18 protein-coding genes are annotated in these 19,370 nt (G+C 64.2%); 11 read left to right on the forward strand and 7 right to left on the reverse strand.

The window, feature by feature from the left end:
- Window positions 1-131: 131 nt before the first annotated feature.
- Entirely contained in the window at window positions 132-1,814 is a 1,683-nt protein-coding gene (gene metG / locus AAFG16_RS25590; protein WP_342729775.1) for a methionine--tRNA ligase, read from the forward strand.
- A gap of 48 nt (window positions 1,815-1,862) precedes the next feature.
- Here metG and AAFG16_RS25595 read toward each other — a convergent pair whose 3' ends face one another.
- The 3 genes from AAFG16_RS25595 to AAFG16_RS25605 all read right to left on the reverse strand — a co-directional run bounded on the left by AAFG16_RS25595 (window position 1,863) and on the right by AAFG16_RS25605 (window position 5,231).
- Window positions 1,863-3,053: an acetylornithine transaminase gene (locus AAFG16_RS25595; protein WP_342729777.1), complete on the reverse strand. Its 1,191-nt coding sequence runs from the start codon at window positions 3,051-3,053 to the stop codon at window positions 1,863-1,865.
- A gap of 266 nt (window positions 3,054-3,319) precedes the next feature.
- On the reverse strand, window positions 3,320-3,961 hold the full coding sequence (locus AAFG16_RS25600) for a hypothetical protein (RefSeq protein ID WP_342729779.1): 642 nt from the start codon (window positions 3,959-3,961) through the stop codon (window positions 3,320-3,322).
- A gap of 121 nt (window positions 3,962-4,082) precedes the next feature.
- A complete protein-coding gene (locus AAFG16_RS25605; protein ID WP_342729781.1) occupies window positions 4,083-5,231 on the reverse strand; it encodes a tetratricopeptide repeat protein in 1,149 nt (382 codons plus the stop codon).
- Between the two features lie 125 nt (window positions 5,232-5,356).
- On the opposite strand from AAFG16_RS25605, the gene AAFG16_RS25610 reads away from it, so the two are divergent.
- The 3 genes from AAFG16_RS25610 (at window position 5,357) to AAFG16_RS25620 (ending at window position 7,244) form a co-directional block, all read left to right on the forward strand.
- Entirely contained in the window at window positions 5,357-6,304 is a 948-nt protein-coding gene (locus AAFG16_RS25610) for a hypothetical protein (RefSeq protein WP_342729785.1), read from the forward strand.
- A gap of 156 nt (window positions 6,305-6,460) precedes the next feature.
- Window positions 6,461-6,892 (forward strand): MerR family transcriptional regulator, encoded by a 432-nt coding sequence (locus AAFG16_RS25615; RefSeq protein ID WP_342729787.1) that lies wholly within the window; start codon window positions 6,461-6,463, stop codon window positions 6,890-6,892.
- Window positions 6,825-7,244, forward strand: a complete 420-nt coding sequence (locus AAFG16_RS25620) for a carboxymuconolactone decarboxylase family protein (protein ID WP_014495189.1) — start codon at window positions 6,825-6,827, stop codon at window positions 7,242-7,244. The genes AAFG16_RS25615 and AAFG16_RS25620 overlap by 68 nt, the downstream gene beginning before the upstream one ends.
- Window positions 7,245-7,455: 211 nt before the next feature.
- Here AAFG16_RS25620 and rimO read toward each other — a convergent pair whose 3' ends face one another.
- Window positions 7,456-8,775, reverse strand: coding sequence for a 30S ribosomal protein S12 methylthiotransferase RimO (rimO, locus tag AAFG16_RS25625; protein WP_342729789.1), 1,320 nt, complete (start codon window positions 8,773-8,775; stop codon window positions 7,456-7,458).
- Between the two features lie 284 nt (window positions 8,776-9,059).
- Between rimO and AAFG16_RS25630 the strand changes: the two genes are divergently transcribed.
- The 7 genes from AAFG16_RS25630 to AAFG16_RS25660 all read left to right on the forward strand — a co-directional run bounded on the left by AAFG16_RS25630 (window position 9,060) and on the right by AAFG16_RS25660 (window position 16,606).
- Window positions 9,060-9,623, forward strand: a complete 564-nt coding sequence (locus AAFG16_RS25630) for a hypothetical protein (protein ID WP_342729791.1) — start codon at window positions 9,060-9,062, stop codon at window positions 9,621-9,623.
- Window positions 9,624-9,977: 354 nt separating this feature from the next.
- Entirely contained in the window at window positions 9,978-10,235 is a 258-nt protein-coding gene (locus AAFG16_RS25635; RefSeq protein WP_342729793.1) for a hypothetical protein, read from the forward strand.
- A 409-nt stretch (window positions 10,236-10,644) separates the two neighbouring features.
- Window positions 10,645-11,235 carry an ANTAR domain-containing protein gene (locus tag AAFG16_RS25640; protein WP_283079174.1) on the forward strand — a complete coding sequence of 197 codons (591 nt, stop codon included), beginning with the start codon at window positions 10,645-10,647 and terminating at the stop codon, window positions 11,233-11,235.
- Window positions 11,232-12,395 (forward strand): CmpA/NrtA family ABC transporter substrate-binding protein, encoded by a 1,164-nt coding sequence (locus AAFG16_RS25645; protein WP_342729796.1) that lies wholly within the window; start codon window positions 11,232-11,234, stop codon window positions 12,393-12,395. Before AAFG16_RS25640 ends, AAFG16_RS25645 begins: the two co-directional genes overlap by 4 nt.
- 336 nt (window positions 12,396-12,731) lie before the next feature.
- Complete coding sequence (locus tag AAFG16_RS25650) at window positions 12,732-14,513, forward strand: NirA family protein (protein WP_342729798.1); 1,782 nt, start codon at window positions 12,732-12,734, stop codon at window positions 14,511-14,513.
- Complete coding sequence (locus AAFG16_RS25655) at window positions 14,510-16,117, forward strand: sulfite reductase subunit alpha (RefSeq protein ID WP_342729800.1); 1,608 nt, start codon at window positions 14,510-14,512, stop codon at window positions 16,115-16,117. Before AAFG16_RS25650 ends, AAFG16_RS25655 begins: the two co-directional genes overlap by 4 nt.
- Window positions 16,118-16,453: 336 nt before the next feature.
- Window positions 16,454-16,606: a hypothetical protein gene (locus AAFG16_RS25660; RefSeq protein WP_283079178.1), complete on the forward strand. Its 153-nt coding sequence runs from the start codon at window positions 16,454-16,456 to the stop codon at window positions 16,604-16,606.
- Window positions 16,607-16,716: 110 nt separating this feature from the next.
- On the opposite strand, the gene AAFG16_RS25665 is transcribed toward AAFG16_RS25660, so the two are convergent.
- From AAFG16_RS25665 to pxpB, 3 genes are read right to left on the reverse strand one after another with little or no spacing between them, the layout of a single operon-like run.
- Entirely contained in the window at window positions 16,717-17,487 is a 771-nt protein-coding gene (locus AAFG16_RS25665; protein WP_342729803.1) for a 5-oxoprolinase subunit PxpA, read from the reverse strand.
- A gap of 27 nt (window positions 17,488-17,514) precedes the next feature.
- Window positions 17,515-18,552 (reverse strand): biotin-dependent carboxyltransferase family protein, encoded by a 1,038-nt coding sequence (locus tag AAFG16_RS25670; protein WP_342729805.1) that lies wholly within the window; start codon window positions 18,550-18,552, stop codon window positions 17,515-17,517.
- Window positions 18,549-19,280: a 5-oxoprolinase subunit PxpB gene (pxpB, locus tag AAFG16_RS25675; RefSeq protein ID WP_342729807.1), complete on the reverse strand. Its 732-nt coding sequence runs from the start codon at window positions 19,278-19,280 to the stop codon at window positions 18,549-18,551. The genes AAFG16_RS25670 and pxpB overlap by 4 nt, the downstream gene beginning before the upstream one ends.
- Between the last annotated feature and the right edge of the window lie 90 nt (window positions 19,281-19,370).

Consider the following 19,370-nt stretch of genomic DNA (forward strand, 5'->3'; position numbering starts at 1 on the left):
GGAGGTTTGCCGGAGGGGATAGCGCGCTTGGCGCGTCGAATGTGAGCTGAATCCAGCCCTTCCGGTCCATGCGGGAGGGCTTTTTCGTTTCATCGGATTCAGCGCCACTTCAACGCGAAAGAGCGCTTCCCATGACCAAGATTCTCATCACCAGTGCGTTGCCTTACGTCAACGGCATCAAACATCTCGGCAATCTCATCGGCTCACTGCTTCCTGCCGACGTGCATGCGCGGTTCAGGCGACAAATCGGCGACGAGGTTCTCTTCATCTGTGCGACCGACGAGCACGGGACGCCGGCTGAGCTCGCCGCGCTCAAAGCAGGTGAGGAGGTCGGCGAATTCTGCGCCCGGCAGCACGCGATTCAGGCCGACATCTATCGCCGCTTCGGCCTTTCGTTCGATCATTTCGGCCGGACCTCATCGCCGGAAAATGCGGCGCTGACCCAACACTTCTATCGCCGGCTCGATGCCGGCGGGTTGATCGATGAACGCGAATTGCGGCAGGTCTGGTCGCCGGTCGATCAGCGATTTCTTGCCGACCGCTATGTGCTGGGGACCTGCCCGCATTGCGGGCACCGTGAGGCGAGGGGCGATCAATGCGACGGCTGCGGCGCGCTACTCGATCCCTACGAATTGGTTGCGCCGCGCTCGGCGCTGTCTGGCGATACGGCGCTCGAGATCCGTCCGACGCGGCATCTGTTCCTGCGTCAGTCTCGTCTGGTCGAAACGCTGCGGAGCTGGATCGACCAACGCTCCGGCTGGCCACCCTTCGTGGTATCGACGGCGAAAAGCTGGCTGACAGCAGAGCTCAGGGATCGCTGCATTACCCGCGATCTGACCTGGGGCATTCCGGTTCCGCGCGCGGGCTTCGAGACCAAGGTGTTTTACGTCTGGTTCGATTCGCCGATCGGCTACATCGCCGCCACGCAGGAATGGGCGGCGGCCGCGCCCGGCCGTGATTGGCAACGCTGGTGGTGGCAGGCCGACGACGTCAGATACATCCAGTTCCTCGGCAAGGACAACGTGCCGTTCCATGCCGTCAGCTTTCCGGCGACGCTGCTTGGATCGGGCGAATCCTGGAAGACTGTGGACGTCATCAAGGGCTTCCACTGGCTCACTTATGAAGGCGGCAAGTTCTCGACCAGCGCCCAGCGTGGCGTTTTTGCCGACGCAGCTTTGGAAGAACTGCCGGCCGACCTTTGGCGATGGTGGCTGATCGCCAACGCGCCGGAGAGCGCAGACACCGATTTTTCCGTGCGGCGCTTTGTAGCCGACGTGAACAAGGACCTCGCCGACGTCTTCGGCAATCTCGCCAACCGGATCATCAGCTTTGCGCATGCCGTTTTCGACGGCCGTATTCCCGAGGGCGGCGAGCCTTCGGATCTGGAGCTTGAGCTGGCAGCCGAGCTCGACAAGCGCATCGTCTCGCTGCGTCGTCATCACGAAGACCTGGAATTTCGTGCTGCCGCTGCAGAAACGCGGGCGATCTGGAGTGCGGCGAACGCCTATCTTCAGCAGGCAGCGCCCTGGACTGCAATCAAATCCGACCGTGTCAGGGCTGCGGTTGCAACACGCACCGGCCTGAACCTTGTGCGTCTGTCGGCGGTGCTTGCATGGAGCATCATCCCTGAACTGTCGGGGAAGGTCTTGGATGCCTTCGGCGTTGATGGCGTCGTCCCGGATTGGCCAACGAAGCCGTGTCTCGAATTGCTCGATAGCCATGCCGGCAGTCCGGTCGCGAAGCTTGCCCCGATCGTCACAAAGATTGACCCCGACAGGGCCGCGCATCTCGCGAAACGTTTTGGCGCTGCGTGAACCGTGGCGGCATGGCGGAGGGAAGTTCCGCCATGCCGATCGCGAAGCCTAGGCGACGCGCCGTGCCGCGCCGGCCCTGGTCAAAATCCCGTCGAGACAGTCGATCATCTCGGCGATCTCGGCGCGCGTGACGTTCAGCGCCGGCATGAAGCGCAAGCTGTCGACCTGCGGCGCATTCATGAGCACGCCGGCATCGAATGCCTGCGCGACGATGCCGGGCGCGATCGGCAGCTTGAGGTCGAGCGCAAGCAGCAGCCCGCGTCCCCGCACGCCGCCGAGCCCGTGCCGGGCCGAGACCTTCTGCAACTCGCTTTCGAGCAGCAAGCCGGTCTCGGTGACCGTCTTCAGGAAGTCCGCCTTGGAGACCTCCTCGAGCACGGCGAGCCCGGCCGCGCACATGATCGGGTTGCCGTTGAACGTGCCGCCCTGATCGCCGTGCTCGAAGCAGGAGGCGCGTTCGGTCGCGAGCAGCGCGGCAAGCGGCACGCCGCCGCCAATACCCTTGCCGAGCGTCATGATGTCGGGCGCAATCCCTGTGTGCTCATAGTGGAAGAGCTTTCCGGTCCGGCCCATGCCGGTCTGGATCTCGTCGAAAATGAGCAGCAGGCCGCGCTCTTCAGTGAGCGCGCGCAGCTCTTGCAGGAACTGATCGGTCGCCGGCCACACGCCGGATTCACCCTGGATCGGCTCGAGCATCACCGCGACCGTATTGCCGCCGATCAGCTTTTCGACCGAGGCGATGTCGTTCAGCTTCGCCTTCTTGAAGCCGGCGACTTTCGGCTCGAACAGCGGCTCGAATGCTTTTTTGCCCGAGGCCGACATCGTCGCCAGCGTGCGGCCGTGGAAGCCGCCCTCGAAGCTGATGATCTCGAACGCGCCGTTCCTGTGCAGGCTGCCATATTTGCGCGCGAGCTTGATTGCGCCCTCATTGGCCTCCGCGCCCGAATTGGCAAAGAACACCTGATCGAACGCGCTGTTTTCGACCAGCGCCGCGGCGAGCTTCAGGCTCGGCTCGTTGTAGAATGCCGGGCTCGGCGTGAGTAGCCGCTTGGCCTGCGACGCGAGCGCGTCGGCGATCGCGGGCGGGGAGTGGCCGAGGCAGTTCACGGCCCAGCCCTGCACGAAATCGAGATAGCGCTTGCGGCTGTCGTCCCAGAGGTAGGAGCCCGCGCCGCGGACGAACACGGCTTTTGGCCGTGCGGTGATGTCCATCAGCGCGTCGTAGGGATGCGTCGTCATATCGAACTCCTCTGGAGGCGGTGAAAAAGAGGCGCAAAAAGCAGAAAGGCCGCACCTTGCGGGTGCGGCCTTCGAAAACTCGGCTGAATTTAGTGGTTCAGCGGCGTCGTCGGACAAGGCGCACCCTCTCATCGTCGCGGAAGCGACGACGGAGCATTTCGGTGCGCTGATGGGTCCGAGCGTTGATCATGGGGCGCGTCCGTACAGCCGAATGGCAGGGCTTGTCAAGCGGCTCGTTTGCGCGATGCTCGCCGAGCGTGCATCGATCAGGCCGAATGCGCCGCTTCCTCGCCGTCCTCGTCGCCCCAGTCCGCATCCGCAATCGAGGTGTCGATCAGCTCGCCGCGCATCAGCTTGAGCGGCGATGACCAGTACAGCGCGATGTTGTGGAAGGGATCGGTCAGCACCTTGAACACCCAGACCAGCCCGGTCGCGCCGTCGCGCGTCGCGAACAGCTGGAGCATGCGGGCAAGTCCGCCACTGACGCCGATCGCAAGCCAGAGCGCGCCGACATGGCGGATGAAGTCGACGCGGCCGGCGGGAGGATCGAACAGCCCGAACAGCGTCGGATAGGCATAGAGCGCGATCGGCGCGCTGCCCCAGACCAGCAGCAGGATGATCTTGCGGGTCTGGTTGTAGCCGACCTTGACCGCTTCCTTGTATTCGTTGCTGACATCGTTGACGGCGTCGTAGCCGTTCGGCTCGAAGAAGAAATGCCCGGTCTGCCGCGTCAGCATCGCGAGCCAGCCGACCAGTCCCGCGAGCGCGGGGTCCTTGAAAAGCAGCGCGTAGCAGCCGAGGAAGATGATCGCGCTGACGAGGTGCAGTGTCTGGTTGACGGTGCTCTGGTGGTAGAATCGGTAATCGTCGAAGCGCTGCGTGCGCAGCATGTGTGAGAGGCGGCTCATCAAAGATCCTCGCTCGCGTTGAAAGCGCGGGCAGAGTTAGGACGAGTCGGTGACCTCTGCGTGAATGCATTATAGTGTCACATCGCACGCGAGTGCCGCCCGGCATGCTTGCGGTAGAGGGTTACTTGACGCCGTAACGGACGAACGCATCGGCGATGTCGGCATTGATCGCCTTGGCCGCCGCGATGTCGCGCTCCGCACCCTCGTTGTCGCCCTTCATGCGCTTCGCGAGTCCGCGGCCGTAGAGCGAGCTGTCGTAGGCAGGCTTGGTGCTCAGCGCCGCGTCGTAGTCCGCGATCGCCGCGTCGAGATTGCCGAGCTTGAGATAGGTGAGGGCGCGGCTGTCGAGCGTATCAGGGTCGTTCGGCCGCATCCGCAGCGACTGCTCGCAATCCGCCAGCGCCTCCTGCAACCGGCCGAGGATCGCGCGGGTCATGCAGCGGTCGTTGAACACGGCGGAATAGCTCGCGTTCGCCTTGATGGCGCGGTCGTAGTCCTCCAGCGCCCGCGCATAGTCGTGCCCTTCGAAATACATGTTCGCGCGCGCATAGTAATCGAGGTCGTTATTCGGAGAGAGTTGCAGCGACCTGTCGAAATCGGCCAGCGCGCGGGCAAGGTCGCCGCGGTCACGATAGACGCGCGCGCGGTTGCCATAGGCCGGGCCATAATTCGGATCGAGCTGGATCGATCTGTCGAAATCGGCGAGAGCGCGATCGGCCTCGTCGTGCTCACGCAAGGCGGTACCGCGATTGTAATAGGCGAGTGCGAATTTCGGATCGAGCTTGATCGCCCGATTGTAGTCGGCGAGTGCATGCTCGTAGTCGTCCTTGCCGCTATAGGAATTGCCGCGGTTGTTGTAATAGAGGGCGTCATTGGGGGCGAGCCGGATCGCGCTGGTATAGTCGGCGATGGCGTGATCGCGATCGCCGAGGTCGTCATAGGCGATGCCGCGATTGTACCAGGCGATGGCGTCCTTCGGATCGAAATCGATGGCGCGATTGAGGTCGGCCACGGCCCGCTCGGCCTCGCCCTTGCGGCGGAACGTCTCGCCGCGGTTGGCCGGCGCCCGTGCATGGGAAGGGTTGGTTTTCAGCACAGCCGTGCAGCCGGCGAGGCGCTCGTCGTCGCTGACCTGGTCGGTGCCGAAGCACCATTGCCGGGCCTGCGCGGGCGATGGGGATTGTGCGGCGGCCGGAAGCGCAAGCAGGATCAATGCGGTGCTGATCGCGCACAGCGCGGTCGGGGTAGCGGTCTTGGGGTTGCATGTCATTTGATTGCCGGGCAGAAACAAAGGAGCCTCTAGCGCGTTTGTGATCGAGGGACGCGAATTGGTTCGAACCGGACGTGCGCCGGAACCGACCAAGAGGGGCGGGACCAACCAGACAGTTTTCAGCCTTGTCCGACACGCTTTACCCGATCGACCTCGACAGCATTCGCGGCGCGTTTCCGCCGGGCATCGACGCGTTGCCCCTGCTGGTCGAGTTCGCCGGCTGGCTGCAGGGGCGGCCGTGGGGCAGCGTCGGCTGCTTCTCCTTGCAAGGCCAGTTCTCCGATCATGCGCCCATCATCGACGGCAGTCCCTTGCGCGACCGGTTCTCGCTGTTCATGCGGCTGCCGGACGGCTCGGCCGTCGGCGGCTGGTATGGCGCGGGGCTCGACCGGGACAACCCGCCGATCGTGGGGCTGGGATCGGAAGGCGACTACGAGCTGCTCGCGCCGAGCCTTGACGCCCTGCTGGCGAAGCTGACGTCGCAGCAGTTCGACAAGGCCTGGAGCGATCTCAAGCCACGCGACGAGGTCGAGTCCCAGACGGTCGAGCTTGCGCGCTGGCTCGCCGAGCGGCCGGCCGGCGAGCCCGCGGCGACCGAGGATATGCCTTCCGAATTGCCCGACTTCCGCGGCTTCGTCGAAAAATGGAGCCGCGACCGCGAGGACTATTGGGCCAATCACCGCCTGATGGCCGAGCTCGGCTGGCGACTGGCCGCGCATCTGCCCAAGGGCAAGAAGCCCTGGGACAAGACCCATTTCGAGGTCGCGATCGTCGGCAAGCAGTATGAGGCGCGCGTGCTGTCGCGCGGGCCGCAGCCGTTCGAGGAGGCCGCCTCGATCGAATCCCTGCTGCGCGATTTGCGCGAGGAGATGCGCCGCGCCCAGCCCGAGCTTGGGCTGTGGTACGCGATGAAGTTCGGCCTCTATGCCGACGGCCGCGTCATGCCGAATTTCGAATACGACGTGCGGCCGACGATAGATGGCGAGCCGGCGCTGCTATCCGAGGCGAAGGCCGACCTCACCCGCGCCCCGCGCCCGGAGCGCTGGGTGCCGAAATGGCTGGCGGCATCCTGAAGCTCGGAATCCCGCGACGCTGCCGCCCAGCCGTCGCGCCGAAATGCTCTGCTGTCGTGCGATCTTGACCTCGCGGAAACGGCACCTTCGATCCCCTTGACTTAGAGTGCGCTCGAAGGGGTATCTGTACGTGCGTCAGTACGAGAACGGGCACACATGAAGATCGGCGACCTCGCAAAACGAACCGGCTTGTCGACCCACACGTTGCGTTATTATGAGCGCATCGGGCTGCTGCCATACGCAGACCGGGATCGTTCCGGCCAGCGTGACTTTGACGCATCGATCCTCAGATGGATCGAATTCCTCGGCCGGCTCAAGACCACGGGAATGCCGATCCGGGACATGTTGCGTTATGCGGCGCTTCGTGATGAAGGCGAAGCCACCGGGCCAGCCCGGCGGCAGCTGCTGGAAATCCACCGGGAACAGGTTCGCACGCAGATAGCTGAACTCCAGGAATGCCTGCTCGTCCTTGATACCAAGATTGCCGGCTATGCCAGCGGCGAACAGAGGACGAAGGAAAATGACGCACGCCCAAACACAAGCCGAAAGCCGCTTCGATCGCGGCCAGCGGGCCCTGTCGCGCATTGACGGCAGAGCCGGCGAAAAGGTCGTCGCCTCGCTCGCCGACATCGCTCCGGATTTCGCACGCTACGTGATCGAGTTTCCCTTCGGCGACATTTACAGCCGCCCGGACCTTGGCCTGCGCGATCGAGAGATCGCGACGATCGCCGCGCTGACGGCGCTCGGAAATGCCGCGCCTCAGCTCAAAGTGCATATCGAGGCGGGTCTGAACGTCGGGCTGTCTCGCGACGAGATCGTGGAGATCATCATGCAGATGGCCGTCTATGCGGGCTTCCCGGCGGCGGTGAACGGGCTGTTCGCAGCCAAGGAGGTGTTTTCCGCGCATGACGGACGGCAGGCGTCGGGAGAAGCGACGTGATGAACTTGTGTGACGGAGCTGTAGCTTAGCGACACGCCATCGCATGCGAACATTCACACGTGGTCGTCATGCCCGGGCTTGTCCCGCCTGCGCGGCCGAAGCCGCTTCGGCGAGGCGAAGGCCCGGGCCTCCACGTACTTCGTACCGTGCGTCAAGGCGTGGATGGCCGGGACAAGCCCGGCCATGACGCTGTGGAAACGCCTGCGCGCCGTCAGCACCCCGCGACGCTGCCGTGCAGGTCGTATTGGTCGGCGCGCTCGATCTTCGCGGTGACGATCTCGCCGACGCGCAAGGGGCGGCGGCTCGACAGGTACACCGCACCGTCGATCTCCGGCGCATCGGCTTTCGAGCGGCCCTTCGCAACCGTCGGGCCGACCTCGTCGATGATGATCTGCTGGCGCGTGCCGACCTTGCGTTTCAGCCTACGCGCCGAGATCTTCTGCTGACGGGCCATCAGCGCGTTGTAACGCTCCTGCTTGACCTCTTCCGGCACCGGGTTCTCGATCGCGTTCGCCGTCGCGCCCGCGACCGGCTCGTATTTGAAGCAGCCGAGGCGGTCGATCTCGGCTTCATCGAGCCAGTCGAGCAGATAGGCGAAATCCGCATCGGTCTCGCCGGGGAAGCCGACGATGAAGGTCGAGCGCAAGGCAAGATCCGGACATTCCTCGCGCCAGCGCTTGATGCGCGCCAGCGTCTTGTCCTGCGCCGCCGGGCGCTTCATCGCTTTGAGGACCTCGGGGCTTGCATGCTGGAACGGGATGTCGAGATAGGGCAGCACCGTGCCTTGCGTCATCAGCGCGATGACCTCGTCGACATGCGGGTAGGGGTAGACATATTGCAGCCGGACCCAGGCGCCGAGCTCACCGAGCTCGCGCGCGAGGTCCAGAAACTTGGCGCGGACCTGGCGGTCCTTCCACGGGCTCTCGGCATATTTGAGATCGACGCCGTAGGCCGAGGTGTCCTGCGAGATCACCAGCAGCTCTTTCACGCCGGCGCCGACCAGGCGCTCGGCCTCGCGCAGCACGTCATTGGCCGGGCGCGAGACAAGATCGCCGCGCAGCTTCGGGATGATGCAGAAGGTGCAGCGGTTGTTGCAGCCTTCGGAGATCTTCAAATACGCATAGTGCCGCGGCGTCAGCTTGATGCCCTGCGGCGGCACCAGATCGAGATGCGGATTATGGGCGGGCGGCAGCGCGCGATGCACGGCATCGAGCACACTCTCATATTGCTGCGGGCCGGTGATGGAGAGCACGCCGGGATAGGCCTGCTCGATCGCTTCCGGCTCGGCGCCCATGCAGCCCGTCACGATCACCTTGCCGTTCTCGGCCATGGCCTCGCCGATCGCCGAGAGCGATTCCTGCTTGGCGCTGTCGAGGAAGCCACAGGTGTTGACGATGACGATGTCGGCCCCGTCATGCTTGCGGGCGAGCTCGTAGCCCTCGGCGCGGAGGCGCGTGATGATGCGCTCGGAATCCACCAATGCCTTGGGACACCCGAGTGACGTGAATGAAATGCGGGGCGCTCTGTCCATATCGCCTGGAGCCTAAAAATCTGAACTGTCCGGATTTAGCGATCCAAGTAATTGAACCGATGGCGAAATTCAACAACTAACCTATGCGGTGCGATGCTAAAGCAGTACTCGCGCGTATATGACCCTGATCGGCCGGTCACAAGGGAGGTATGGACTGACTGAGGGCTCCTGATGTGGGAGGCCGGTTCCGATTGTGTGAGTGGAGGAGCCGAGCTGAATTGCTCCAGCGCACACGTTTTAGTTGTTATTTTCTTTCTCGCATAATTCCACGGAGCTAAACTGCGATGCGCCGTTTCATCTTCGGCATGGCTTTCGTTACCGCCGCCTGCGGCGCGATGTTTCCGGTACGGGCTGAAGTCGACAAGATCATCCATGTCTGCGATCGGCAAGAACGAGTGTGTCCGGAATTCAGGCCGCGCGTGAAGGCACCCGATGGGTGGACGAGGGACGAGGCCGCGAGTCTCAAGTACGGCGCCTCGATGTTCGTGCCCAATGGGAAGAAATTCGGTAAAGCCGAGGCAATCATCTATGCCGAAGGCCGCTACAACAAAGATCGGACCGAATTGGTTCAATGGATCGCAACGAGCGATAGGGATTGGGCGACGACATCCGGCGAGAATGCCAAGATCACCACGCTTCCCTCGGTGAACCCCGAGGTCATTATCAACCGCTATGACAATCCGTCCCTGAAGGACCAGCCGATTGAAGTGATCGCGCATTACGCCGATCTCGACAAGGACGGCAACTTCTACGTCGTGCGGCTAGCGGTCTCCGGCCTCAACGAGACGGCGGTGATGGCTGCCGTGCCACTTCTCGACAAGATGATCGTCGGCGCCAAGATTCCGTGATACGCGGCGCTCTGTCCATGTGGTCGCCCGGAACCTGCATCTGAATTGTTCGGATATGCGAACTAACTGATTGCTCCGATAGCGAAATTCAATAACAAAAGCGCGCATTGCGATACTCGAGTCATGCTCGCGCGTAGAGAAGTGCGGCAATCAGTGGACGGACTGAAGGTTCCCGATTGGTAGGAGTCCGGTCCGATCGAGTTCTCCGAATCTCCATTCGATCACTTCGTTGGCGCGCCGATCGCCGAAGCGTGATTGCGCCACCCCTGCGCGAGGGGAATGCCAACGCCTAGGTGTCGGTCATGTCGATGGATCGCGCGCGCATGGGTTGCGCACCAACAACAAGAGGAAAGCATGACCAGCTTCAAAGTTTTGGGCGCGACGCTCGTTCTTTCCGCGCTCCTTGCAACGCCGGCCTCGGCATGGCAGTCGGCCTCGGAGCCCGCCGCGGCCGCAGCCGCGGACCCGACCTTCTCCATCTATTCGAACGATAACCGCGGATATTCTGCGTACGGGATGGCCCCGCAGGCACCGCTCGGCGACGCGACGGGACTGCAAAGGTTGGTACGGCCGCATCACCGAAATCACACCGCCCGCGTCAGGCGCTACTGAACACGGACTTCGAATCGCCAGCCTCCCTGATTGAGGGCCAAGCTGATTGAGGGCCAAGCTGATTGAGGGCCAAGGCACGACGTGCGTAGGCCAATGCCTCGTCGTGATTTCCGACGAATGCGAGCGACCGACTGCGTAGAGACCTTGACTGAGATTGATCGCCAGGACCGAGAGATGTCGACAGCCGTCTTCGGGCGGCATTTTTCTTTTCGTAGCGCGCCGCTCAAAAAGCTTACCTTCGTTGTCTCAGGGACACCCGAGCGACACGAAGCTGACCTCAGGCGTAGCCGTCTGATCCATATCTGATCTGCCTGATTGACGGGCCTCGGCTAGTCCCAATTGCCATAATTACAACCCTTTGCATCGGCGTCCGGCATGCTATGGATGAATCGCCTGCCGTGAGTGAGCCATGAGCGCCGAACAGTCGCCGAAAATCGTGATTGTCGACGAAAGCCCGATCCGGGCTGCGATCCTCGAGGAAGGGTTGCGGGAGGCTGGATTCACGCAAGTGGTCCATATCCGCGAGATGCAGAGCCTGCTGGCCCGTATTTATGCGGTAGACCCCGAAATCATCCTGATCGATCTGGAAAACCCCAGCCGCGACGTGCTGGAGGCGATGTTCCAGGTCAGCCGCGCCGTGAAGCGGCCGATCGCGATGTTCGTGGACCAGAGCGATTCCGCCTCGATCCAAGCCTCCGTGGAGGCGGGGGTCTCCGCGTACATCGTCGACGGGCTCAAGAAGGAGCGCATCAAGCCGATCCTCGACCTCTGCGTGTCCCGCTTCAACGCCTTCGCAAAACTCCAGGAGGAGCTGGAGCGCACCAAGTCGCAGCTCGAAGACCGCAAGATCATCGAGAGGGCAAAGGGCATCCTGATGAAGGTGAAGGGCCTCACCGAGGATGAGGCCTATGTGCTGCTGCGCTCCACCGCGATGCGCGAGAAGAAGAAAATCGGCGAGATCGCCCAGTCGATCATCACCGCGTCGGAGATGCTGAAATGACCGCTCCCCTCCGCATCGGGTTCATACCGCTGGTCGATGCCGCAGCCCTGATCGTCGCCGTCGACAAGGGCTTTGCCGCCGCCGAGGGTCTTGAGGTCGAGCTGGTGCGCGAGGTGTCCTGGTCCAATGTCCGCGACAAGCTCAATATCGGCCTGTTCGACGCCGCGCATCTGCTCGCACCGGTCGCGATCGCATCCTCGCTCGGGCTCGGCCACGTCAAGGTGCCGATCGCCGCTCCCTTCAATCTCGGCGTCAACGGTAATGCGATCACGGTCTCGCCGGCGTTGCATGGCGCGCTGATGGAGGAGATCGACGGCGACCGTTTTGATCCGATGGCCACGGCGAAAGCGCTGGCGAAGGTCGTCGCCATCAGGCGCAAGGCAGGGGCCGAGCCGCTGACCTTCGGCATGACCTTCCCGTTCTCGACCCACAATTACCAGCTGCGGTTCTGGATGGCAGCGGCCGGCGTCGATCCCGACGAGGACGTGCGCCTCGTCGTGCTGCCGCCGCCCTTCATGGTCGACAGCCTCAGGAACGGCCATGTCGATGCGTTCTGCGTCGGCGCGCCCTGGAATTCGATCGCGGTCGATCTCGGCATCGGCCACATCCTGCATTTCTCCTCCGATATCCTGGCCCGCGCCGCGGAGAAGGTGCTGGCGCTTCGCCAGGTCTGGGCCGACAAGAATCCGGACGTGGTCGCCGCCCTGGTGCGCGCGGCGGTGAAGGCAGCCGCGTTCATCGAGGAGCCGGCGAACCTGACCGAGGCGGCGCAGATCCTGGCGCAGCCCGAGCGGATCGGCGTCGATGTCGAGGTGATCCAGCGGACGCTGGTAGGACGCCTGAAGATTTCGCCTGACGGCACCATCCGCGAAAGTGGCCGCTATCTCCTGGTCGGACGTGAAGGGGCAGGGCGTCCGGATCCGGTTCAGGCCGCCTGGCTCTATGCGCAGATGGTGCGCTGGGGGCAGACGGCGCTGACGCCGGATGGCGTCAAGACGGCGATGGCCGTGTTCAGGCCCGACCTCTACGACGCAGCCGTCGGCCGCCGGCCGCCCGATGAAGCTCCCGCAGGGCTCGGTGCCTTCGCCGGCCCGGCGTTCGATCCCGGCAACATCTTGGGGCACCTGAAGGCCTTCGACGTGGGGCGCTGGACGGCCTGATTCGGCTTTGCTTATATTTTGGGCGGTCACCTTAATCGACTAAATTTTAGGCCGACTGCTCGAATTTCGTGAGGGTGCCGAGGGCGGCACTTCTGCGGACGCTTCCGCAATCCTGTGAAATCACTTCAGTTTTCGTTTCGTTGAAGCTGGCACGCAACTTGTATGTTGCACTGCGGCCAGCTTGTCACAGGTGCCTGCTGAGCCGAGTCCCACAGCAACGAAGCTGATCGGACCGTTGGGCAGCAAAGCCGGCTCCAGGGCCAGCCGAGTGCCCCACGGGTCGCGCCAATGTCCGTCGATGCCACCGAGGTGGCCGCAGGAGCTTCGTACCCGATCATGAAACTCGATACCGTCTCAGTCGACTTTACCGACGAGCAGAAGCGCTATCTCGAAGGTTTTACGACCGGCCTCCAGATCAGCCGCGTCGGTCGCGGTCTCGGCGGCGGCACCGGCAAAGCGAACGCAGAGCCTGTTGGTCCCGACGCCGTGCACATCAAGGCGCAGGACAAGGTGATCGCGTCGGGCAAGAAGCTTGCCGACCAGGAGAAGTTCAAGCGCGACGAGCATCCCTTCGACGCCTATCCGCGGCTGCGCCAGCAGGCGCTCGACAACGCCCCGCCAAGCCCGGCGGACAATTTCCGCTGGCGCTATTACGGCATCTTCTACGTCGCGCCGACGCAGGACTCCTACATGAGCCGCCTGCGCATCCCGAACGGCATCATGAAGCACTGGCAGCTGTCGGGCCTTGCCGATCTCGCCGATGAGCTCTGCGGGCCCTACAGCCACGTCACGACCCGCGCCAATCTCCAGCTGCGCGAGATCCCGCCGAAGCACGCGATCAAGCTGATCGAGGGCATCCAGGATCTCGGCCTGTGCTCGCGCGGCTCCGGCGCCGACAACATCCGCAACGTGACCGGAACGCCGACCGCCGGCATCGATCCGCAGGAAATCATCGACACGCGGCCCTATGCGCGCGAGTGGCACTACCACATTCTCAACGACCGCTCGCTCTACGGATTGCCGCGCAAGTTCAACGTCGCCTTCGACGGCGCCGGCAGGATCGCGGTGCTGGAAGAGACCAACGACATCGCCTTCACGGCGTATGAGGTGAAGGACGGTTTCGGCGTCGAGCCCGGCGTCTGGTTCCGGCTCGGCCTCGGCGGCATCACCGGCCACAAGGATTTTGCAAAATACTCCGGCATCATCGTCAAGCCAGAGCAGGCGACCGCCGTCGCGGACGCCATCGTGCGCGTCTTCATCGACCATGGCGATCGCACCAACCGCAACAAGGCACGGCTGAAATACGTGCTCGACGCCATGGGCCATGACGGCTTCCTCAAGCTGGTCGAGGAGCGGCTGAAGACGCCTTTCGCGCGGGTGCCAGAGGAGGCATTTGCGCCGCGACCTGCCGCGGACCGAATGGCGCATGTCGGCGTGCACAAGCAGAAGCAGGCCGGCCTCAACTGGATCGGCGTGTCGCTGACGCTCGGCAAGCTCAGCTGCGACCAGATGCGGGGCCTCGCAAAAGTTTCGCGGGACCTCGGCGACGGCGAGATCCGCCTGACTGTTTGGCAGAACCTGCTGATATCAGGGGTGCGCGACGAGAATGTCGATCTCGCCATCGCCGCGATCAAGCAGATCGGGCTCGCGGTCGAAGCCTCCCACATCCGCGCCGGCCTGATCGCCTGCACCGGCAATGCCGGCTGCCGCTTCGCGGCGTCCAACACCAAGCGGAACGCCGCCGAGATCGGCGACTGGTGCGAACCTCGCGTCGCGATGGACAAGCCGGTCAACATCCACGTCACCGGCTGCCACCATTCCTGCGCGCAGCACTATATCAGCGACATCGGACTGATCGGTGCACGCGTGCCCGTGAACGAGGAGGACACCGTCGAGGGCTACCACCTCTTCACCGGCGGCGGGTTCGGCCCTGACGCCGATGTCGGGCAGGAGGTCTATCACGACCTCAAGGCCGAGGACGCGCCGAAGACCGTCGAGGCGCTGCTCAAGGCCTATCTCGCCCATCGCGCCTCGCCCGACGAGACCTTCCTCTCCTTCGCGCGCCGCCATGACGGCGAAACGCTGCGCAAGCTTGCCGATGCACAGGTGTCCGCATGAACCAGATCACGCCTCCGCCGAAGCTCGACATCATTCCCGCCAGCGCGCCGTTTTCCGACGCGCAGCGCTCCTGGCTGAACGGCTTCTTTGCCGGCCTGCTGTCTCCTGATGTGGCAACGCCGCTGTCGGCGGAGCAGGGTGCCGCCGTCATGCAAAGTGGGGACGGCGACGATGGCGAAGCGCCATGGCACGACCAGACCATGCCGATCGCCGACCGGATGAAGCTCGCCGAAGGCCGTCCCGTGCGCCGCAAGATGATGGCGGCGATGGCGCAGCAGGATTGCGGCCAGTGCGGCTACAATTGCCACGACTATTCCGAGGCGATCGCGAGCCGTAGCGAAGCGCGGCTCAATCTCTGCGTCCCCGGCGGCAAGGAAACCGCGCGGATGCTGAAATCGCTGTACGAGGAGCTGGACAAGGCCCCCGCGGCGAAAGCACCCGAGAAGACGGACGCGGTGGCCGCGCCCGCCGTGACCGTGACCATCGCCGAGCCCGGCCGCTCGCGCGACAATCCGACCGAGGCGACCTTCCTGTCGCGCCGCCTTCTCAACAAGGGCAAGTCGGAGAAGGAGACCTATCACATCGAGTTCGATCTCTCCGCGAGCAAGCTCGACTACGTGGTCGGCGACAGTTTTGGCGTGTTCGCGCGCAACGATGTCGGCCTCGTCGACCAGATCATCGCACTGCTCGGCGCCTCCCACACCACCAAGGTCAACGGCAAGACGCTGCGTGAAGTGCTGATCGACGACGTCTCGCTGTCGCCGGCGCCGGACTCGCTGTTCGAGCTGATCTCCTTCATCACCGGCGGTGCGCAGCGCGAGAAGGCGCGAGCGCTGGCGCAGGGCGAGGACCCCGATGGCGATGCCGCAACGCTCGACGTCATGGCGGCGCTGCAGAAATTCTCGGGCACGCGGCCGCATCCCGAAGCCTTCGTCGAGGCGCTGGAGCCGCTGCAGCCGCGGCTCTACTCGATCTCGTCGTCGCACAATGCGACGCCGGGAAAACTGTCGCTGACGGTGGATTCCGTGCGCTACATCATCGGCAAGCGCAAGCGCGTTGGTGTTGCCTCGACCTTCCTCGGCGAGCGCATCGCCGAAGGCGACAAGCTCAAGGTCTATGTGCAGAAGGCGCATGGCTTCGGCCTGCCGCAGGACCCGAAGACGCCTGTCATCATGATCGGCCCAGGCACCGGCATCGCGCCGTTCCGCGCCTTCCTGCTCGACCGCAAGGCGACTGGCGCGCCCGGCAAGAACTGGCTGTTCTTCGGCCACCAGCGCAGCGATTGCGACTTCTTCTACCAGGAGGAGCTCAATGCGATGAAGACGTCGGGCCAACTGACGCGGTTGTCGCTGGCCTGGTCGCGCGACGGCGAGAAGAAGTTTTATGTGCAGGACCGCATGCGCGAGGTCGGCCGCGAATTATGGACCTGGCTCGCCGAGGGCGCCCATCTCTACATCTGCGGCGATGCCAAGCGCATGGCCAAGGACGTCGAGCGCGCCCTGGTCGATATCGTCGCCCAGTTCGGCGCACGCTCGACCGACGAGGCCGTCAGCTTCGTCGCCGAGCTCAAGAAGACCGGCCGCTTCCAGGCCGACGTGTACTAAGCTTCAGCTCGATCAAGACGAGGAAACTCGTTTCGATTTTGCTCGGTGCTGTAGGGTGGGCAAAGGCGTGCCCTTCGCGCGCCGTGCCCACTATCCCTAAGTGGTGGGCACGCTTTGCTTTGCCTACCCTACGAGAGCTGTCATCCCAGCGTCATCCAGCGGGTTCCATCTAGCTTGGATCTTAACGAATATGATTCTCGGAACCGCGCGGTGAAGAGAATTTGCGCCTGCGGCGCGGGGCTTTCAGAGAAGGCGCATCGCTATTTCCGCCGCCGTCTTGTCACCCGCCAGGGTTGATCCTTCATACTCCCGCAAATGGGGCGTTGGAGATCGACCATGCGCGAACTATCGGCTGAAGCCAGGCTGCACCTCTACGCGCGCTCGCTCTCGCGTCGGAGCGGGGCGAGCATGCACCATGTCGCGCTCTACAGTGCGTTTGCCGTCATCGCGGCCATCGTGTTCGGCACGCTGTCGGTGCATCCGTTTTGACGATCTCGTAGGGTGGGCAAAGGCGCGCAGCGCGGTGCCCACCATCTCTCATACAAAATCGATATCGTGGGCACGCTCCGCTTTGCCCACCCTACGGCACCTGATGTGCCTCACGTCCCGCGCTTGAACGGCGCGACCTCGATCCCTGCTTCCTTCAACGCCTGACGCAAGGTGCGTGCGATCTCGACGGCGCCGTGCGTGTCGCCGTGGATGCACACCGTGTCCGTGCGCATCTTGATGACCTTGCCGGTCACCGACACCACCGCGCCGTCCTGCACCATGCGCACCACGCGGTCGGCGATCACTTTCGCATCGTGCAGCACCGCGCCGGGCTTCTTGCGCGAGACGAGGTTGCCGTCGTCCTCATAGGCGCGGTCGGCGAACACCTCGTGCACCAGCGGCAAATTGGCGTCCTCGCCGGCCTTCACCAGCTTCGAATTGGCGAGCACGACGAAGATCAGATTGGGATCGACCGCCCTGATGCCGGCGGCGATCGCCTTGGCCGTCATGTCGTCCTCGCAGGCGACGTTGGAGAGCGCGCCATGCGCCTTCACATGCGTCACCTTGTGGCCAGCCGCGGTCGCGATCGCCTGCAATGCGCCGATCTGATAGGCGACGAGGTTCTCGATCTCGGAGGCCTTCAGGCCGGCGATCGGATGCCGGCCGAAGCCGTGCAGGTCGCGATAGCCGGGATGCGCGCCTACCGAGACGCCGCGGGCCTTCGCCAGCTCAACCGTTCGCCGCATGATGTCGGGGTCGCCGGCATGGAAGCCGCAGGCGACGTTGACCGAGCTTGCGAGCTCGATCATGGCTGCGTCGTTGCCCATCTCCCACGCGCCAAAACCTTCGCCGAGATCGCAATTGAGATCGATCGTCTTCATGGGGGGCTCCTCTGGTTTTCTTGTCGTTTACGGCTCGGCCGTGACCTGCCAGGTCCCGGCATCCATGGCGCTCACCGCATAGCCCGCGACATTAGCATCGCTGAGCGCCTCGATGTTGAGCGCGACGGTGTCGGAGGAGCGCAGCCGATCCGGAAGGTTTTTGATCAGCAGCGCGAACTTGCGCGCTTCGTCCTGCGCCTCCGCCATGGTGACCTCAAGGAAGCGGAACGCGGTTCCAGCGGAGGTCTGCGCGAGGCGGCCGACATCGGCCGTGATCACGGTTGCGATCTTCGGATAGCCGCCGGAGGTGCCGCGGTCCATCATCAGCGCGATCGGCGCGCCGTTGCCGGGCACCTGGATGCTGCCGTTGACGGTGCCATCGGAGACGATGTTGTGGCCGTGCAGGTGCTTGATGGCGGGGCCTTCGAGCCGGTAGCCCATGCGGTCGGAGGTCGCCGAGATCTTCCACTCGCTCTCCAGAAACAACGCCTTGTTGGCATCGTCGAACTCGTCGTCCTGCGGACCGAGCAGAACGCGGATCGGGCCGCTTACGGGCTTCGGCAGCTCGATGCGCAATTCGGGCGCGCCGCTCGCGGCATCGACCGTGAACTCGTCGCCGTCCTGGAGCGGGCGCGGGTAGGGGCTGCCGAGCCCGGCGCGCGCATTCACGGCGAGACTGCCGAACACCTGCTCGCCTTTGATCGCGCCTTCGATCGCGAGATATGTGAACGCGCCGCCGCGGGCAAAGCCGAGCGTCAGCGTCTCGCCGTCCTTGAGCGTCACCGAGGTGTCCATCGCCACCGGCTTCCCGGCGATATCTGCGTTGCGCGGCGCGCCTGATATGGCGAGGCGCACCGCGCCGTCCCTGGCGGTGAACGTGGCACCGAACGGGCCGATCTCGACGGCGGCTGCAAACGGATCATTGCCGACCAGCGTGTTCGCCGCGGCCAGCGACAGGCGGTCCATGGCGCCGCTGACCGTCAGGCCGTAGCGCTGAGCGCCGTGGCGGCCGCCGTCCTGGACGGAGCTTGCGGGACCGATGCTGGCGACGATGAGCCGGCTCATGCGTCGACCCGCTCGGCGACGATCTCGCCGGCCTCGGCGGCGCGGTCCAGCTCCTCGAACGTCTTGTGGTCGATGGCGAAAAACGTCACGCGATCACCGGGTTCGGTGAGGAAGGTCGGATTGCGGTGGAGCTGATAGGTTCGCACAGGCGTGCGGCCGAGCAGGTGCCAGCCGCTGGGCGCGGCCAGGCACTGGATGCCGGCCTGGATGCCGCCGATCGAGATGGTGCCGGCCGGAGTCAGCACCCGCGGCGACTGCCGCCGCGACATGTGCAGGGATTTGTCGAGCCCGCTGAGATAGGACCAGCCCGGCGTGAAGCCGATCATCGCAACCTTGTAGTCGCCGCCGGCGTGCCGGGCGACGATGTCGTCGGGCGTCGTGTTCAGCGCTTTCGCGACATCCTCGAGGTCGATGCCATGCTCGCCGCCATAGGCGACCGGAATGCGCCAGCGCCGGGCCTTGGTGACGGGCGGCAGCGGCCGGGTGGCGATCGGCAGGATGTTTTCGCCGAGCGCCTCGAAGCCGATCTTGCCGGGATCGTAGTGCACCAGCAGCGAGCGATAGGTCGGCACGGTCTCGGTGATGCCGTCGATGGGGCTTGCGGCGAGCGCCTTGTCGAGCGCCAACACGCGCTGGTTGGCGTCGTCGTCGATGGTGCGGCTGAACTCGACCGTGACGGCGCTGTCGCCACTGGGCAGAAGGCGGGGCGGGGGAAGCGTCGCGGCCATGAGCTGTCGAAGAGCTGTCGAAATCGGGCTTCTGAGAGAACGCGGGCTCGCCCTTGAGTTCCGCGTCCCCCTGCTTCGCGTAAATGCGCC

Source organism: Bradyrhizobium sp. B117 (assembly GCF_038969555.1).
Lineage (GTDB): Bacteria > Pseudomonadota > Alphaproteobacteria > Rhizobiales > Xanthobacteraceae > Bradyrhizobium.

Bases quoted from the DNA above. Each gene is read 5' to 3' on its own strand.
- metG (WP_342729775.1), top strand. From the start codon at position 132: ATGACCAAGATTCTCATCACCAGTGCGTTGCCTTACGTCAACGGCATC.
- AAFG16_RS25595 (WP_342729777.1), bottom strand. From the start codon at position 3,053: ATGACGACGCATCCCTACGACGCGCTGATGGACATCACCGCACGGCCA.
- AAFG16_RS25600 (WP_342729779.1), bottom strand. From the start codon at position 3,961: ATGAGCCGCCTCTCACACATGCTGCGCACGCAGCGCTTCGACGATTAC.
- AAFG16_RS25605 (WP_342729781.1), bottom strand. From the start codon at position 5,231: ATGACATGCAACCCCAAGACCGCTACCCCGACCGCGCTGTGCGCGATC.
- AAFG16_RS25615 (WP_342729787.1), top strand. From the start codon at position 6,461: ATGAAGATCGGCGACCTCGCAAAACGAACCGGCTTGTCGACCCACACG.
- AAFG16_RS25620 (WP_014495189.1), top strand. From the start codon at position 6,825: ATGACGCACGCCCAAACACAAGCCGAAAGCCGCTTCGATCGCGGCCAG.
- rimO (WP_342729789.1), bottom strand. From the start codon at position 8,775: ATGGACAGAGCGCCCCGCATTTCATTCACGTCACTCGGGTGTCCCAAG.
- AAFG16_RS25630 (WP_342729791.1), top strand. From the start codon at position 9,060: ATGCGCCGTTTCATCTTCGGCATGGCTTTCGTTACCGCCGCCTGCGGC.
- AAFG16_RS25635 (WP_342729793.1), top strand. From the start codon at position 9,978: ATGACCAGCTTCAAAGTTTTGGGCGCGACGCTCGTTCTTTCCGCGCTC.
- AAFG16_RS25640 (WP_283079174.1), top strand. From the start codon at position 10,645: ATGAGCGCCGAACAGTCGCCGAAAATCGTGATTGTCGACGAAAGCCCG.
- AAFG16_RS25645 (WP_342729796.1), top strand. From the start codon at position 11,232: ATGACCGCTCCCCTCCGCATCGGGTTCATACCGCTGGTCGATGCCGCA.
- AAFG16_RS25650 (WP_342729798.1), top strand. From the start codon at position 12,732: ATGAAACTCGATACCGTCTCAGTCGACTTTACCGACGAGCAGAAGCGC.
- AAFG16_RS25655 (WP_342729800.1), top strand. From the start codon at position 14,510: ATGAACCAGATCACGCCTCCGCCGAAGCTCGACATCATTCCCGCCAGC.
- AAFG16_RS25660 (WP_283079178.1), top strand. From the start codon at position 16,454: ATGCGCGAACTATCGGCTGAAGCCAGGCTGCACCTCTACGCGCGCTCG.
- AAFG16_RS25665 (WP_342729803.1), bottom strand. From the start codon at position 17,487: ATGAAGACGATCGATCTCAATTGCGATCTCGGCGAAGGTTTTGGCGCG.
- AAFG16_RS25670 (WP_342729805.1), bottom strand. From the start codon at position 18,552: ATGAGCCGGCTCATCGTCGCCAGCATCGGTCCCGCAAGCTCCGTCCAG.
- pxpB (WP_342729807.1), bottom strand. From the start codon at position 19,280: ATGGCCGCGACGCTTCCCCCGCCCCGCCTTCTGCCCAGTGGCGACAGC.